Raw genomic sequence first — 13,898 nt, 5'->3', positions numbered from 1 at the left:
AAATGTGCTGACCGGTAACGCCGCGGGACTATTTTTGATCCACGATTGAATTATTGTTGATCTTACATAGTCTATGCTTCGTTCAACCGTGTTTTATTCGGACAGGGATTAATTTGCCAGGTTTGTGTCTTATACTGTGAGCAGGATACAGCGGTAAACGTGGCGCCTTCTCGACTAAAGGAGTTTCAGATGATTAAGCGTGTAATTGTGGTCGCTCTGACCGGTGTGATGCTGGCAGGTTGTAGCAATACCAGTACGCTGTCGGGTGATACCTACAGTGCCAGTGAAGCCAAGCAGGTGCAGAGCGTCTCTTACGGTACGTTAGTTTCCGTTCGCCCGGTGAAAATCCAGGGTGGCGATGAGAGTAACGTTATCGGTGCCATCGGCGGTGCCGTGCTGGGTGGCTTCCTGGGTAACACGATTGGCGGCGGCGCAGGTCGTAGCCTGGCGACAGCCGGTGGTGCGGTGCTGGGCGGCGTTGCGGGCCAGGGCGTTCAGGGCGCAATCAATAAAACCGATGGCGTTGAGCTGGAAATCCGCAAGGATGATGGCAACACCATCATGGTGGTTCAGAAACAGGCCGCCTCACGCTACTCCGTTGGCCAGCGTGTCGTGATGGCCTCTAACGGCAGCCAGGTCACCGTTTCACCTCGCTGAGATAGCAAAAAAAAACCGACGCCTGGGCGTCGGTTTTTTATTTCTCTTTGTTCTGCAGTTCGAGAATGTTTTTCTCAAGCCGGGCAATAAGCGTCACCATCTGGCTGATCTCTTCCCGACTGATGCCGGACAAAATGTCGTCCCGCGTCTCATCAATCACGCTCTCCACCTGCTCAATGATAGGCTCCGCCTGCTGCGTGAGTTTGATGCGCTTGGCGCGACGATCGCTGGCACAGGTCGAGCGGGTAATTAACCCTTTTTCTTCGAGCTGATCCAGCGTGCGGACCAGGGAGGGCTGTTCAATGCCAATCGCCTTGGCTAACTGGATCTGCGACTGTTCGGGCGGCAGTTGATGAATATTGTGCAGCGTCACCCAGTGAGTCTGAGTCAGCTCAAGCGGCTTCAGCCGCTGATCAATCAACGCGCGCCAGATGCGCACCAGGCGAGATAAATCCGTTCCGAGGGGCGTATCCATTTCATCTCCTTATAATTAGCTTGCTAGCTATCAAGCCAGATTCTACACTATTCTGCGAGTTTACAGGACAAATTACAAATCCCGGGCCAGGCCAGGAAATCGCGGCAGCGCTCTCCCCCTGCCGTTTGGGTTAACGAGGGATGTTATCACGTGCTCACCTCCGCTTTTTCAGGCGCGAAACCGCTGACCGATCTGGTCGTGGGCGCCTCACTGTTTTTTCCGCCGATATTCAAAGCGGTGCTTCTTGGCTTCTTTTTCTGGCTGCTGATCCACCCCCTGGTGCGCGGCTGGATCTACTCCGGCGACGTCTGGCATCCCACCCTGTTTGATCTCTCCCTGTTTGTGCTGTGCGTTACCGCCGCACTCTGGCTCATCGGTCACGGATAATCGATATGAAATTTAACGCGGTAAAATATTTTTCCACCCTCATCGTCTTCGCCCTGGCGCTGCTGGCGGGGGGCTGGCTCTGGAACTACTACATGCAGTCCCCGTGGACCCGCGACGGTAAGGTGCGGGCAGAGCTGGTGGATATTACGCCTCAGGTGTCGGGCCGGATTGCTCAACTCAGCGTCACCGATAATCAGTTTGTCCATAAGGGCCAGCAGCTGCTGACGCTCGACCCGGTGCCGTGGCAGATTGCGCTCGACAACGCGGCCGCCCAGCTGAGCAAAGCGCAGGCGGATCTGGCGAAAGCGCAGCATGAATTTAACCGGCGCGCTCATCTGCCGCGTAACATTATCTCTGCAGAAGATCTCGATGCGGCGCGCCTCAGCGCCGGGGCCGCGGCTGCCAGTGCCAAAGCGGCGCAGGCGGAATGGGAGCGGGCACGCTGGAACCTGCAGCAGACGACGCTGACCGCCCCGACAGATGGCTGGATCACCAATCTGACGCTGCGGCCGGGCAACTATGCCGCGGCGGGAACGCCCCTGTTTGCGCTGGTGGACAGTCACTCTTACTACGTGATGGGCTATTTTGAAGAGACCAAACTGCGCCATATTCATCCGGGCGCCGCGGCACAGGTGGTGCTCTACAGCAATGGCGCACAGCTGCAGGGCCAGGTGGAGAGCATAGGTCGCGCCATTTACGACCAGAGCATTGAGACGGACAGCGGTCTGGTGCCCGATATCAAACCCAATGTGCCCTGGGTACGGCTGGCGCAGCGGGTGCCGGTGCGCATTCGTCTCGACCCGCTTCCGGCACACACTGAGCTGATTGCCGGTACCAGCTGCACCATCTCTATCCAGCCATGAATATGCAGTGGCTGGCCTGGGATCAGCTGCCCTGGATTAAGGCGACGGGCGGACAGTGGCGCTACGCGTTGCGCAACGCGATATCGATGTGTCTGGCGCTGAGTATTGCCTACGGTCTGGATCTCGATGAACCTTACTGGGCGATGACCTCTGCCGCCGTCATCAGCTTTCCCACGGTCGGCGGGGCAATCAGTAAAAGCCTTGGCCGCATCGCCGGCAGTCTGGTCGGGGCGAGCGCCGCCCTGCTGATTGCCGGTCACACGCTGAATGAACCGTGGCTGTTCACCTTTGCCATCGCTGGCTGGCTGGCGCTCTGCACCGGCATTGCCAGCCACTATCAGAATAATGTCGCCTACGCCTTCTCCCTGGCCGGTTATACCGCCGCCATCATCGCCTTCAGCAGCGTCAATATTACGGACATTACCGCATTGTGGACCATCGCCCAGGCGCGCGTCTGCGAAGTGATCTCCGGCATCCTGTGCGCTGGATTGATGATGATGGTGCTGCCGAGCACTTCCGATGGTGAGACGCTGATTACCTCGCTGAAACAGATGCACGCCCGACTGCTGGAACATGCGGTCCTGCTGCTGCAGCCTTCCGCCAGTGAGGGGATCCGCACCGCGCATGAGACGGTCATCAGCCAGATCCTGACCATGAATCTGCTGCGCATTCAGGCGTTCTGGAGTCACTATCGCTTTCGCCGCCAGAACAACGTCCTGAACTACGTGCTGCACCAGCAGCTGCGTCTTACCAGCGTGCTCTCCAGTCTGCGCCGCATGCTGCTGAACTGGCCCGACGCCCCTGCCGCGCTGTTTGAGGCGCTGCAACAGCTGCTGGCGGAGCTGGCGAAACCGGACTGCGACAAATACCGGCTGGCACAGATCCTGCGCAGCGTGACACCGGCGGCGTCGGGGGACTATCGGCAGCGCGCGTTTTCTCACCGGCTGCGCTACTTCTGCTGGATGTACCTCAATGTGCTGCGCTGGATCAGGCTGCTGGATCGTGCCGATGCGGATACCCGCTTTCAGCCTCCGCCGGTTCCGGCGCTGGCGCGCGACAGTGACAGCGCCGAAGCGGGCTGGAGCGCCCTGCGCACCTTCTGCGTTATCGTGCTGGGCTGCGCCTTCTGGATCAACACGCAGTGGTCTTCAGGCGCTTCCGCCCTGACTCTGACCGCGATCGCCTGTGTGCTCTACGCCTCTGCGCCCTCACCCGGCGGCAGCGTGACGCTGCTGCTGAAAACGCTGCTCTGGCTGTTTGCCTTCAGTTTTGTGATGAAGTTCGGCCTGATGGTGCAGATCAGCCTGCTGTGGCCCTTTTTACTGGTTCTGTTTCCGCTGCTGGTGACGCTGCAACTCTTTAAGTTACAGCAGAAACAGCGTGCCGGGATGTGGGGACAGTTCATCGTCTTTATGGGCTCGTTTATCGCGGTCACTAACCCGCCCGTCTGGGACTATCAGGCGTTCTTCAACGATAATATTGCCAAAGTGTGCGGGGTACTGCTCGCCTGGCTGGCTTTCCAGATCCTGCGCCCCAGCTCCGATGCCCGGCGCAGCCGGCGGCATATCCGGGCACTGCGGCTGGCCTTCCTCGATCAGCTGCGGCGACAGCCCCGGCTCAGCGAAAGTCGCTTTGAATCGCAGATCTACCATCGCATCAGCCAGCTCAGTCACAGCCGGGATGAACAGGCGCGGGTCTGGCTGCTGCGCTGGGGGGTGGTGCTGCTCAACTGCTCGCATATCGTCTGGCAGCTGCGTGACTGGGATGCCGGTCCGGCGTCGCTGCTGCGGTTTCGCGATGAGAGCCTGCAGAATTTACAGCAGATTATCAGCAGCCGTGGCGTGCAGCACAGCTCGCTTGATCGGATGCTGCTGGAACTGGAGGAGACGATCGCCTCGCTGCTGGCGCAGGGCAGCAACGAGGCCAGTGAACTGGCGGGGATTATCTGGCGCCTGCGCTGTTCGCTGGCACAGCTGAAACAGGCGGTACCGGCCTGACTACTGACAATACTGCTGCTGCTGGCGGTTAAAATCGTCCTGCAGCTGTTGCAGCGTCTTGTGCCCCTCAAAACGGGTCTTATCCATCTCGGTCATCGGTTCGATCACCAGCGCTTTCTCATCCGGTGAGAAGATAAAGCGGCGCGTCAGTTCGCTGCCGGTGAAACTCTGACCGTGAATGCCGCCGCACACCATGGTCATGGTGCGGCGATAAATCGTGGTTTCAGTGAAATTGGTTTCCGTGGCGCTGCGGAAGACCTGATCGCACCCTTTCGCTTCCAGCCTGCGCACCGTGCTGCGGCTCAGCCATTCGCGACCTTTGGCAATCTTTTCGCAGGTGACACGCATCGGGCTGGTATCAATGGTGCGCTGAAGCTCCCGCCCGGTTTCAGTAACCAGTTGCGTATCATTGGGTTTATCGCATCCCACCAGCAGCAGACTCAGCAGTAATGCGCCCTTAAATTTCATGTTCCTGCTCCTTTCCCCATCACGCTTTCGTACCTGAATCAATATCATAGGGGGGAAATGCAGGGGATGGTACAACAATTAATAAACCGGCAGGAGAAAAGCGGGCGGCTGGCATGGGCCGCCCGGAAATTCAGATAACGCCGCAGGCGTAACGTGCCCCGCCACCGCCCAGCGGTTTGGGATGGTCGGCATGGTTGTCACCGCCGACATGGACCATCAGCGCTTTGCCTTTGATCTCACTCAGCGACTTCAGTCGCGGTGCCAGTACCGGATAGGTTGCATTACCCTGGTCATCCACGTAGACCGCAGGCAGGTCGCCCAGATGCCCTTCCGCATACGGCCCCAGATGTTTGCCAGTGTTAGCCGGATCGAGATGCCCACCGGCCGCCCCGGCGGCCACCACTTTGCCCTCAGACTCGCCCGGCTCACAGCTGCCTTTGGCATGGACATGGAATCCATGAATGCCCGGCGTCAGCCCTTTCAGATCCGGTGTGAACTTCAGACCATACTCTGTCTCATCAATCTTTACGGTGCCCAGCGATTTTCCTATGCCCTCAGCGGTGACCTGATGAACCGTCACCTGTTCACTGGCGGCGTGGGCTGACCCACAGGCGATCAGCGCGAATAGCGCGACTGCTTTCATTTTCATGATGACTCCGTTTGCATACCAGGGTGTGCAATAAGTCTGGTCGCTGTTGCGCTATTCTGCTGAAAATTGACGCACTTTTACGCTTCAGGGCACATCATAACCCAGCGCGGCCTTACGAATGCGGAACCACTGCTGACGTGACAGCGTCACGCTCAGCGCACCGGCCGCGTCGCTGACCCGCGCCGTTTTGCCCGACCCGATGATCGGCAGCGGACGCGACGGCAGCATCAGAATCCAGGCATAGACCACCTGATCCAGGCTGCTCGCCCCGGTCTCCTGACGCACCCGCTCCAGTTCATCGCGCAGTGGCTGGAAATGGGGATCGTTAAACAGGCGACCGCCCCCCAGACAGGACCAGGCCATCGGCCGGATACGCAGTTGCTGACACTGATCCAGCGATCCATCCAGCAGTCCGCTCTGCTGCACAGGGGAGATCTCGAGCTGGTTAGTGACCAGCGAGAACGGCAGGCGGGACTGCAGCAGGGAGAACTGGGCCGGGGTAAAGTTGGAGACGCCAAAGTGCAGTACCTTGCCGCTCTGGTGCAGAGCCATAAAGGCATCGGCGACCTGATCCGCGTCCATCAGCGGATCGGGACGATGGATCAGCAGCAGGTCGAGACGATCGGTGTGCAGGTGACGCAGCGAATTTTCTGCGCTCTGGACGATATGCTCTTTATCGGTGATGTAGTGACCAATCTGGTTTTCCGGGCGGGCACGGGTAGCGATGCCGCATTTGGTCACAATCTGCAGCCGATCGCGCAGGCCAGGAGCCAGCTTCAGCGCCTCACCAAACGCTGCTTCACACTGATAGTCACCATAGATATCGGCGTGATCAACGGTAGTAATACCGAGGCTGAGGTGATGCTCAATAAATGCGAGCCGCTCCTGAGGCGACATGCCCCACTCCATCAGACGCCAGTACCCCATAACCAGCGGTGAAAAATCGGGCCCCTGCAGAGCAATGGCTTGCGGTTGTGACATGACGATCTCCCTGTTGCACGTTGGCTGACATTAGCGTGTCAGAGAGTATAACGGAAAGCGCCAGGCCGTCAGAATAACTCCGGCTGCTGCGGTGCGGGTGGCTCTTCGCCCTTTTGCTGGCGCAGCAGACGCTGACGCCGCATCTGGCACAGGCGAATCACCTCGCGCTTCTGGGCATCACTGAAGCGCAGCCAGTTAAACCGCTCATCACGGCTGCGTAAACATCCCAGGCAGTAGCCGCGCGCATCGCTCTCGCAGATGCCGCGACAGGGGCTTGGAACCGGGAAAAACTCAAGCTGCTCGGCCACTACGTCTCCGGAGTTACAGAATAACCAGTCAGAGTAACAGCGTAGCCTGGTTGCACAGGAAATGAGCCTCAGCCGGTCACAATTATGTCGCTGTCGCGCGAACGGGTGAACACTCTGTGCCATCGTGTGGGCCGATCGTTGCAACCGACCGACTGGTCTACTACTCTCAGTGCCATGAATAAGACGCCACAACGCAACGAAACCCGCGAGCACCTGCTTCAGACAGGTGAGCAACTCTGTCTGCAACGCGGGTTCACCGGAATGGGCTTAAGCGAACTGCTGTCACAGGCGGCCGTACCGAAAGGCTCCTTCTACTATTACTTCCGTTCCAAGGAGGCGTTTGGCGTGGCGTTACTGGAACGCTACTTTGCACGCTTCCTGCAGGATGTGGAATTACAGCTCAGCCGGACGGATGGCACCCCGCGCGAACGCCTGCTCAACCACTTCCGTTTAGCGGTCGATCTGTTCGTTCAGCAGGGCCACATTGTGGGTTGCCTGGGCGTGAAAGTCTCTGCGGAAGTCTGCGATCTCTCTGAGCCGATGCGCGATGCCCTGCAGCAGGGTGCGGCGAAAATCACCGCGCTCTATGCGCGGACGCTGACTGAGGCGGTGCAGCAGGAGTCGCTGAACCTGCCGCAGCCGCCTGCACAGATGGCGGAGTTGCTGTCGCTGCTCTGGCTGGGTGCCAGCCTGCAGAGCAAAATTTCCCGCGAGGCGCAGCCCCTGCGCCTCGCACTGAGTACCATCGAACAGTGGCTAGAACGCCACTGATTTTTAAAAAACGTGTTTGTAGACGACTGGTCTACTAATCAGGAGCTATTATGGCGAGTACCCAGCTGTTTCGTCCGCTGAAAGTTGGCGCAATTACCGTCCCAAACCGCGTCTTTATGGCACCGCTGACCCGTCTGCGCAGCATTGAGCCAGGCGATATCCCGACGCCGATGATGGCGGAATATTACCGTCAGCGCGCCAGCGCCGGTCTGATCATCACCGAAGCCACGCAGGTCTCTTTCCAGGCCAAAGGCTATGCCGGTGCGCCGGGTTTACATACGCAGCCGCAGATTGCGGCGTGGAAACGCATTAACGAAGGCGTACATCAGGCGGGCGGCCACACCGCCGTGCAGCTGTGGCACACCGGTCGTATTTCCCACAACAGCGTCCAGCCGGAAGGTAAAGCCCCGGTCGCCCCGTCGGCGATTGCGGCGGGTACCCGAACCTCACTGCGTGCTGAAGATGGCAGCGTCTACCGCGAAGAGACCTCAGAGCCACGCGAACTGACGATTCCTGAAATCCAGCAGATCGTAGCTGATTTCGGTCAGGCGGCTGCGAATGCGCGTGAAGCGGATTTTGACCTGCTTGAGCTGCACTCGGCACACGGTTACCTGATTCATCAGTTCCTCGCCCCGGATTCCAACCAGCGTACCGACGAATATGGCGGCAGTATCGAAAAACGCGGTCGTTTTGCGCTGGAAGTGGTGGATGCGGTCATTGCAAACTGGTCAGCCGATCGTATCGGTATCCGCGTTTCGCCGATCGGCAGCTTCCAGAATCTGGATAACGGCCCGGATGAAGAAGAAGCGGCGCTGTGGTACATCGGCGAGCTGGCGAAACGCAACATCGCCTACCTGCACCTTTCAGAACCAGACTGGGCCGGCGGCAAGCCTTACACGGATGCCTTCCGTCAGAAAGTACGTGACCTGTTCCCGGGTGCGATTATCGGTGCCGGTGCCTACACGGTTGAGAAAGCGGACGATTTGATTGGTCGCGGTCTGATCGATGCCGTCGCGTTTGGTCGCGACTACATCGCGAACCCGGATCTGGTTGAGCGTCTGCAGCAGGATGCTCCTCTGAATCCTCAGCGTCCGGAAAGCTTCTATGGCGGCGGCGCGGAAGGCTACATCGACTACCCGACACTGTAAACCTGTCTGGCTGCCGTCCGGGACGATGACGGCGGCCATTATTCAATGGCGATTTTCATCGCTATACTTAGCGCCTGGGTCATCCGGCGATGGCGTTTTACTTCAAAGAGGATGTTATGCGTTTACTACATACCATGCTGCGCGTTGGCGATCTGCAACGTTCAATTGATTTCTACACCCGTGTGCTGGGCATGCGCGTGCTGCGTCAGAGCGAAAACACCGAATATAAATATACCCTGGCTTTTGTGGGCTACACCGACGAAAGCGAAGGGGCGGTTATCGAACTGACCTATAACTGGGGCGTGGACAAGTATGATCTCGGCAACGCCTATGGTCATATCGCGTTGGGCGTGGATGACGCGGCTGCCGCCTGCGAACGTATCCGTCAGAATGGCGGTAACGTGACGCGTGAAGCGGGCCCGGTGAAGGGTGGCTCCACCATTATCGCTTTTGTTGAAGATCCGGACGGCTACAAAATCGAGCTGATCGAAAACAAAGATGCCGGTAAAGGCCTCGGCAACTGATCCTGCCGCCAGCCTGCCCTCCCGGGCGGGCTGAATCCCCTTCTCTGCGCTTCATCTGCTGCACCCGGCCCCGTTTTTTGCCATAATGCGCGCTGCCCTTTTCCTGCAACGAGATCCTGATGTCTGAATCGAATTCCCCTAATGCACTCAATCAACGTTTCCGTGGCTTCTATCCGGTGGTCATCGACGTGGAAACCGCCGGTTTCAACGCACAAACCGATGCGTTACTGGAAATTGCCGCTATCACGCTGAAAATGGATGAAGAGGGATGGATTCAGACAGACCAGACGCTGCATTTCAACGTCGAACCTTTTGTCGGCTCGCTGCTGCACCCTGAAGCGCTGGCCTTTACCGGTATCGATCCCGGCAATCCGCTGCGCGGTGCCGTGAGTGAATATGAAGCGCTGCACGCCATTTTTAAAATGGTGCGCAAGGGGATCAAGGACAGCGGCTGCAATCGCGCCATCATGGTGGCGCACAACGCCACGTTTGACCTGAACTTTATGTCTGCGGCGGCTGAACGTGCCAGCCTGAAACGTAACCCGTTCCACCCCTTTGCCACCTTTGACACGGCAGCCCTGAGTGGACTGGTGCTGGGTCAGACCGTGCTGGCGAAGGCGTGTATCGCTGCGGGAATGGAGTTTGACAGCAGTCAGGCACACTCGGCGCTGTATGATACGCAGCAGACCGCAACGCTGTTCTGTGAGCTGGTGAACCGCTGGAAGCGGTTAGGTGGCTGGCCCCTGCCCTTTGCCGAAGGCGATGCAGACGCCAGCGCCTCCGTCTGAGGAATGCCACAACGAAAAAGGCCGACATTGCGTCGGCCTTTTTTTATTCTGCTTCTTTAAATTTTTCTGCGGTCTCTTTAATCAGCGACTGCAGTTCACCACGCTGTAACATCTCAACGATGATGTCGCATCCACCGACCAGTTCACCGTCTACCCACAGCTGCGGGAAGGTTGGCCAGTTGGCGTACTTTGGCAGCTCTGCACGAATGTCCGGGTTCTGCAGAATATCCACGTAAGCAAAACGCTCACCGCAGGCTGACAGTGCCTGCACCGCCTGTGCAGAGAAGCCGCAGCTTGGCAGCTTCGGAGAACCTTTCATGTACAGCAGGATCGGGTTTTCTGCGATCTGGCGCTGAATTTTTTCTACAGTACTCATAATTGCCTTCCTTAATTCGTCACTTCGTGTTTGTTTATTGTAGCGACTTCGCAGCGTGACTGAAAACGAGATTTTGATCGCTGCCTGCTGAAATCGCCATCCTGGTTAAGTCATGACAGGCACAGCGTGAATTTCTGATTATTAACAGCCGGTAACAGATTAATAATTCGTAATAATTTCGTTGATATAAGACGCTGAAAATGTTCATTTTCAGCACAATCGCGTGGGTTGCAAAGATTAACAATAAAAGGCATTACAGTTTTTAAAAGAACTGGACTAGAATGGCTTCGGCGCTGATCCTGGATCAGATTAATCTCAACTTTGTCGCGGTGCGTAGTGGCCCTGACAACTTAACTACTTAATGGACTATGCGTTTAATCATTACGCTTTTTATGCTGGCCTTTGCGCAACTGTTCTTCAACATCGCCGCCGCGTCTCCGCACGCTCCGGTGAACGTCAGTACGCATAAAGCAGAGAAAAAGAGTGCGCGCGAGGATGAGCGCCGCAAACGTCGCGTGGTGAAAACCACGACAAAAAAAACCCGTCTCAGCCCGGTTCAGAAACTCAAAACGAAAAAACAGAAAAAAGTTGAACTGACCGCTAAACAGACACCTGCCAAAAAAACCTCGCTTAAGACCGCCCGACTCAGCACCAAAGAGAAAAAACGCTACGGCCACCAGCGCCTGCTGAAAAACGCCGATGCCAGCGAGACCGGCACCATTAAAATGAGCAAATCTCACCGTCAGCGCTACCAGAAAGCGCGTGAAACGGCGATGACCAAGCTCATGGGCCAGCTGGGCAAGCCTTATCAGTGGGGCGGCACCTCCCCCCACACCGGCTTCGACTGCAGCGGACTGGTCTGGTACGCCTATAAAGATCTGGTGAAGTTTAAAATTCCGCGCACCGCTAACGAGATGTATCACCTGCGTGACGCTGCCCCTATCAAACGTGAGTCACTGGAAAAAGGCGATCTGGTCTTCTTCCGCATTAATGGCCGCGGAACCGCGGATCACGTCGGGGTTTACCTGGGTGGCGGCAAGTTTATTCAGTCACCGCGTACCGGCAAAGATATTCAGATCAGTGCGTTAGGGGAAGATTACTGGCAGCGTCACTATATTGGTGCGCGTCGTGTGATGACGCCGAAAACCATTCGCTGAGCTGATGCAGCGTCAGAAAAAAGCCGGGAGAAGTCCCGGCTTTTTTATCAGTGCAGTACAGCGGTAAAACTAAAGGCCACAATCATCAGCAGGCAGCCGACAGTGGTCATTAACGCCAGTTTAAGATCGGTACTCATGGGTTGCTCCTTAACCATGTAATCATTATGGTTACTCTATTTTCCCACAGCTGTGGGTAAAAATCTCGTTTTATCCGTTCAGCCTTGTTAGAATCCCGCCCTTGTTGCGCAACGCGCGCAGCCCTGATTCCGTTTGCGCACTTTTTCAGGCATTTATTCTCCGTCGGCCGCCGGTTTAATGCGCCATAACACGGCATTTTTGCGGAAAATACCCTGAGCAGACGCAAACGTTTAACACTACGCTTATCATACAGTTAGATAAGTCCTGGAGTCCGATTTACATGGCAACAATTAAAGATGTGGCAAAACGCGCTGGCGTCTCCACGACCACGGTTTCGCACGTCATCAATAAAACCCGCTTCGTGGCTGAAGAGACGCGCGATGCGGTCTGGCAGGCGATCAAGGAACTGCACTACTCGCCGAGCGCCGTGGCGCGCAGCCTGAAGGTGAATCACACCCGGACGCTGGGGCTGCTGGCCACCTCCAGCGAAGCGCCCTATTTCGCTGAGATTATCGAAGCGGTCGAGAATCACTGTTTTGACAAAGGCTATACGCTGATTCTGGGGAATGCGCATAACGATCTGCAAAAACAGCGCGCCTACCTCAGCATGATGGCGCAGAAGCGCGTCGATGGCCTGCTGGTCATGTGCTCTGAATACCCGGACGACCTGCTGCAGATGCTGGAAGAGAACCGCAATATCCCGATGGTGGTGATGGACTGGGGCGAGTCGCGCGCCGACTTCACCGATACGGTGCTGGATAACGCCTTCCAGGGGGGCTATCTGGCGGGACGCTATCTGATTGAGCGCGGCCACCGCGACATCGGCGCCATCCCCGGTCAGATGGAGCGTAACACCGGGGGCGGACGCCATGCCGGTTTCCTTAAGGCACTGGAAGAGGCGGGCATTCAGCCGCGCGCCGAGTGGATTGTGCAGGGTGACTTTGAGCCGGAGTCGGGCTACCAGGCGATGCAGCAGATCCTGTCGCAGAAGCAGCGCCCGACGGCGGTGTTCTGCGGTGGCGACATCATGGCGATGGGGGCAATTTGCGCCGCTGACGAGATGGGTCTGCGCGTTCCGCAGGACATTTCGGTGATCGGTTATGACAATGTGCGCAACGCGCGCTATTTTGCGCCTGCACTGACCACCGTCCATCAGCCCAAGGCTCAGCTGGGTGAGAAGGCGCTGGATATGCTGCTTGATCGCATCACCAGCAAGCGCGAAGTGTCACAAACGATTGAAGTCCATCCCACGCTGATTGAACGCCGTTCAGTTGCGGATGGTCCGTTCCGCGACTATCGCCGTTAATCCTCGCTTAACCACTCCTGATTAAGCGTTTGCGCATCACCCAGATAGCTGAGTAACCAGCCTGTTGCCGGTGATGCGCGATCCTCTGCCCAGCTGACACAGCAGGGGCTGTCCGGAAACGCCTGCGGCAGCGTCAGTTCCACCAGCGCGCCGCTGTCGAGCAGTGGCCGGGCCAGATGGCCCGGCACCATCGCCACGCACAATCCCGCCTGCACACACTCCAGCCCGGTTTGCCATTCCGGCACCACCAGCCTGCGCTGATTGTCCAGCGTCCACGTCATGCGCCGCGGCAGCGCCCGTGACGTATCCTCCAGCACCAGCGACGGCCAGTGACGCAGCGTGTCATCATCAATCCGGGTCGCCTGCGTCAGAGGATGATCGGGTGCCACCACGCAGCGCCAGTTGAGCTTCCCCATATCCCGGAACGCAAACCGTCCGCCAACCGGTATCGCCTGGGTCGCACCAATCGCGACATCGACCCGGCCATCGGCCAGGGCATCCCAGACCCCGTTGAAGACCTCATAGCTGATGTGCAGCTCCATGTCCGGGAAGTGGCGATAAAAATCTTTAACCAGCTGCCGGGTACGCTGCGGTTTGGCGATGCGGTCAACGGCAATGCTTAGCTGCCCACGCCAGCCGTTAGCCAGCTGCTGACACTGCTGCCGGGTTGCGAGCATTTTTTTGATGACGCTGCGCCCTTCCCTGACAAAATGCTCTCCCGCCGGGGTCAGTACCACTTCACGGTGCTGACGCTCAAACAGCGGCACCGCCAGCCAGGTTTCCAGCTGGCGAACCGTATAGCTGATGGCAGACGGCACCCGATGTAACTCCTGCGCGGCGGCGCTGAAACTGCCCCCGCGTGCAACCGCGTCAACCACTTCCAATGCATACTCTGACCACATAAT

The 13,898-nt window shown here is 57.6% G+C and carries 18 protein-coding genes; 10 read left to right on the top strand and 8 right to left on the bottom strand.

What is annotated here, in order from left to right; genetic code table 11:
• Positions 1–189: 189 nt before the first annotated feature.
• Positions 190–657, top strand: coding sequence for an outer membrane lipoprotein SlyB (gene slyB / locus FJW00_RS18095; protein WP_009090452.1), 468 nt, complete (start codon positions 190–192; stop codon positions 655–657).
• A 37-nt stretch (positions 658–694) separates the two neighbouring features.
• On the opposite strand, the gene slyA is transcribed toward slyB, so the two are convergent.
• Positions 695–1,132 carry a transcriptional regulator SlyA gene (gene slyA / locus FJW00_RS18090; protein WP_009090453.1) on the bottom strand — a complete coding sequence of 146 codons (438 nt, stop codon included), beginning with the start codon at positions 1,130–1,132 and terminating at the stop codon, positions 695–697.
• A 150-nt stretch (positions 1,133–1,282) separates the two neighbouring features.
• Between slyA and FJW00_RS18085 the strand changes: the two genes are divergently transcribed.
• From FJW00_RS18085 to FJW00_RS18075, 3 genes are read left to right on the top strand one after another with little or no spacing between them, the layout of a single operon-like run.
• Positions 1,283–1,519, top strand: a complete 237-nt coding sequence (locus FJW00_RS18085; RefSeq protein ID WP_009090455.1) for a DUF1656 domain-containing protein — start codon at positions 1,283–1,285, stop codon at positions 1,517–1,519.
• A gap of 5 nt (positions 1,520–1,524) precedes the next feature.
• A complete protein-coding gene (locus tag FJW00_RS18080) occupies positions 1,525–2,382 on the top strand; it encodes an efflux RND transporter periplasmic adaptor subunit (RefSeq protein ID WP_140925208.1) in 858 nt (285 codons plus the stop codon).
• Complete coding sequence (locus FJW00_RS18075) at positions 2,379–4,379, top strand: FUSC family protein (protein WP_111207407.1); 2,001 nt, start codon at positions 2,379–2,381, stop codon at positions 4,377–4,379. The genes FJW00_RS18080 and FJW00_RS18075 overlap by 4 nt, the downstream gene beginning before the upstream one ends.
• Here FJW00_RS18075 and FJW00_RS18070 read toward each other — a convergent pair whose 3' ends face one another.
• The 4 genes from FJW00_RS18070 to FJW00_RS18055 all read right to left on the bottom strand — a co-directional run bounded on the left by FJW00_RS18070 (position 4,380) and on the right by FJW00_RS18055 (position 6,785).
• Positions 4,380–4,847, bottom strand: a complete 468-nt coding sequence (locus FJW00_RS18070; RefSeq protein WP_009090461.1) for a hypothetical protein — start codon at positions 4,845–4,847, stop codon at positions 4,380–4,382.
• A 130-nt stretch (positions 4,848–4,977) separates the two neighbouring features.
• A complete protein-coding gene (sodC, locus tag FJW00_RS18065) occupies positions 4,978–5,496 on the bottom strand; it encodes a superoxide dismutase family protein (RefSeq protein WP_111207409.1) in 519 nt (172 codons plus the stop codon).
• A gap of 84 nt (positions 5,497–5,580) precedes the next feature.
• Entirely contained in the window at positions 5,581–6,477 is an 897-nt protein-coding gene (locus FJW00_RS18060) for an aldo/keto reductase (RefSeq protein ID WP_140925205.1), read from the bottom strand.
• A 68-nt stretch (positions 6,478–6,545) separates the two neighbouring features.
• Complete coding sequence (locus FJW00_RS18055) at positions 6,546–6,785, bottom strand: DUF1289 domain-containing protein (protein ID WP_009090473.1); 240 nt, start codon at positions 6,783–6,785, stop codon at positions 6,546–6,548.
• A gap of 174 nt (positions 6,786–6,959) precedes the next feature.
• Here FJW00_RS18055 and FJW00_RS18050 point away from each other — a divergent pair, with 174 nt between their 5' ends.
• From FJW00_RS18050 to rnt, 4 genes are all read left to right on the top strand, one after another.
• Complete coding sequence (locus FJW00_RS18050) at positions 6,960–7,556, top strand: TetR/AcrR family transcriptional regulator (RefSeq protein WP_033736271.1); 597 nt, start codon at positions 6,960–6,962, stop codon at positions 7,554–7,556.
• Between the two features lie 50 nt (positions 7,557–7,606).
• Positions 7,607–8,704 carry an alkene reductase gene (locus FJW00_RS18045; RefSeq protein WP_009090476.1) on the top strand — a complete coding sequence of 366 codons (1,098 nt, stop codon included), beginning with the start codon at positions 7,607–7,609 and terminating at the stop codon, positions 8,702–8,704.
• A 116-nt stretch (positions 8,705–8,820) separates the two neighbouring features.
• Positions 8,821–9,228 (top strand): lactoylglutathione lyase, encoded by a 408-nt coding sequence (gene gloA, locus FJW00_RS18040; RefSeq protein ID WP_009090478.1) that lies wholly within the window; start codon positions 8,821–8,823, stop codon positions 9,226–9,228.
• A gap of 119 nt (positions 9,229–9,347) precedes the next feature.
• A complete protein-coding gene (gene rnt, locus FJW00_RS18035) occupies positions 9,348–10,016 on the top strand; it encodes a ribonuclease T (protein WP_046101737.1) in 669 nt (222 codons plus the stop codon).
• A gap of 43 nt (positions 10,017–10,059) precedes the next feature.
• Here the strand turns inward: rnt and FJW00_RS18030 are convergent, their stop codons facing one another.
• Positions 10,060–10,395 (bottom strand): Grx4 family monothiol glutaredoxin, encoded by a 336-nt coding sequence (locus FJW00_RS18030; RefSeq protein ID WP_179291196.1) that lies wholly within the window; start codon positions 10,393–10,395, stop codon positions 10,060–10,062.
• A gap of 365 nt (positions 10,396–10,760) precedes the next feature.
• Here FJW00_RS18030 and FJW00_RS18025 point away from each other — a divergent pair, with 365 nt between their 5' ends.
• The gene (locus FJW00_RS18025; protein WP_140925203.1) at positions 10,761–11,549 is read left to right on the top strand and encodes a C40 family peptidase; all 789 of its coding nucleotides are present in this window, start codon (positions 10,761–10,763) and stop codon (positions 11,547–11,549) included.
• Positions 11,550–11,596: 47 nt separating this feature from the next.
• Here FJW00_RS18025 and cydH read toward each other — a convergent pair whose 3' ends face one another.
• Positions 11,597–11,686, bottom strand: coding sequence for a cytochrome bd-I oxidase subunit CydH (gene cydH, locus FJW00_RS18020; protein WP_122983609.1), 90 nt, complete (start codon positions 11,684–11,686; stop codon positions 11,597–11,599).
• Positions 11,687–11,967: 281 nt separating this feature from the next.
• Here cydH and purR point away from each other — a divergent pair, with 281 nt between their 5' ends.
• Entirely contained in the window at positions 11,968–12,993 is a 1,026-nt protein-coding gene (gene purR / locus FJW00_RS18015; RefSeq protein ID WP_009090485.1) for an HTH-type transcriptional repressor PurR, read from the top strand.
• Here the strand turns inward: purR and punR are convergent.
• Positions 12,990–13,895, bottom strand: coding sequence for a DNA-binding transcriptional activator PunR (punR, locus tag FJW00_RS18010; RefSeq protein WP_140925201.1), 906 nt, complete (start codon positions 13,893–13,895; stop codon positions 12,990–12,992). The two genes, purR and punR, sit on opposite strands and share 4 nt — an antisense overlap.
• Between the last annotated feature and the right edge of the window lie 3 nt (positions 13,896–13,898).

The sequence above is a fragment of the Pantoea anthophila genome (genome assembly GCF_006494375.1).
GTDB lineage: Bacteria > Pseudomonadota > Gammaproteobacteria > Enterobacterales > Enterobacteriaceae > Pantoea > Pantoea anthophila.
Note: the sequence above shows the minus strand (reverse complement) of the source record. Positions and strands in the feature narration are given on the sequence as shown.

Coding starts and splice junctions, on each gene's coding strand:
- slyB (WP_009090452.1), top strand. CDS start 190: ATGATTAAGCGTGTAATTGTGGTCGCTCTGACCGGTGTGATGCTGGCA.
- FJW00_RS18080 (WP_140925208.1), top strand. CDS start 1,525: ATGAAATTTAACGCGGTAAAATATTTTTCCACCCTCATCGTCTTCGCC.
- FJW00_RS18025 (WP_140925203.1), top strand. CDS start 10,761: ATGCGTTTAATCATTACGCTTTTTATGCTGGCCTTTGCGCAACTGTTC.
- FJW00_RS18045 (WP_009090476.1), top strand. CDS start 7,607: ATGGCGAGTACCCAGCTGTTTCGTCCGCTGAAAGTTGGCGCAATTACC.
- FJW00_RS18070 (WP_009090461.1), bottom strand. CDS start 4,847: ATGAAATTTAAGGGCGCATTACTGCTGAGTCTGCTGCTGGTGGGATGC.
- FJW00_RS18075 (WP_111207407.1), top strand. CDS start 2,379: ATGAATATGCAGTGGCTGGCCTGGGATCAGCTGCCCTGGATTAAGGCG.
- cydH (WP_122983609.1), bottom strand. CDS start 11,686: ATGAGTACCGATCTTAAACTGGCGTTAATGACCACTGTCGGCTGCCTG.
- rnt (WP_046101737.1), top strand. CDS start 9,348: ATGTCTGAATCGAATTCCCCTAATGCACTCAATCAACGTTTCCGTGGC.
- slyA (WP_009090453.1), bottom strand. CDS start 1,132: ATGGATACGCCCCTCGGAACGGATTTATCTCGCCTGGTGCGCATCTGG.
- FJW00_RS18060 (WP_140925205.1), bottom strand. CDS start 6,477: ATGTCACAACCGCAAGCCATTGCTCTGCAGGGGCCCGATTTTTCACCG.
- FJW00_RS18050 (WP_033736271.1), top strand. CDS start 6,960: ATGAATAAGACGCCACAACGCAACGAAACCCGCGAGCACCTGCTTCAG.
- punR (WP_140925201.1), bottom strand. CDS start 13,895: ATGTGGTCAGAGTATGCATTGGAAGTGGTTGACGCGGTTGCACGCGGG.
- sodC (WP_111207409.1), bottom strand. CDS start 5,496: ATGAAAATGAAAGCAGTCGCGCTATTCGCGCTGATCGCCTGTGGGTCA.
- purR (WP_009090485.1), top strand. CDS start 11,968: ATGGCAACAATTAAAGATGTGGCAAAACGCGCTGGCGTCTCCACGACC.
- gloA (WP_009090478.1), top strand. CDS start 8,821: ATGCGTTTACTACATACCATGCTGCGCGTTGGCGATCTGCAACGTTCA.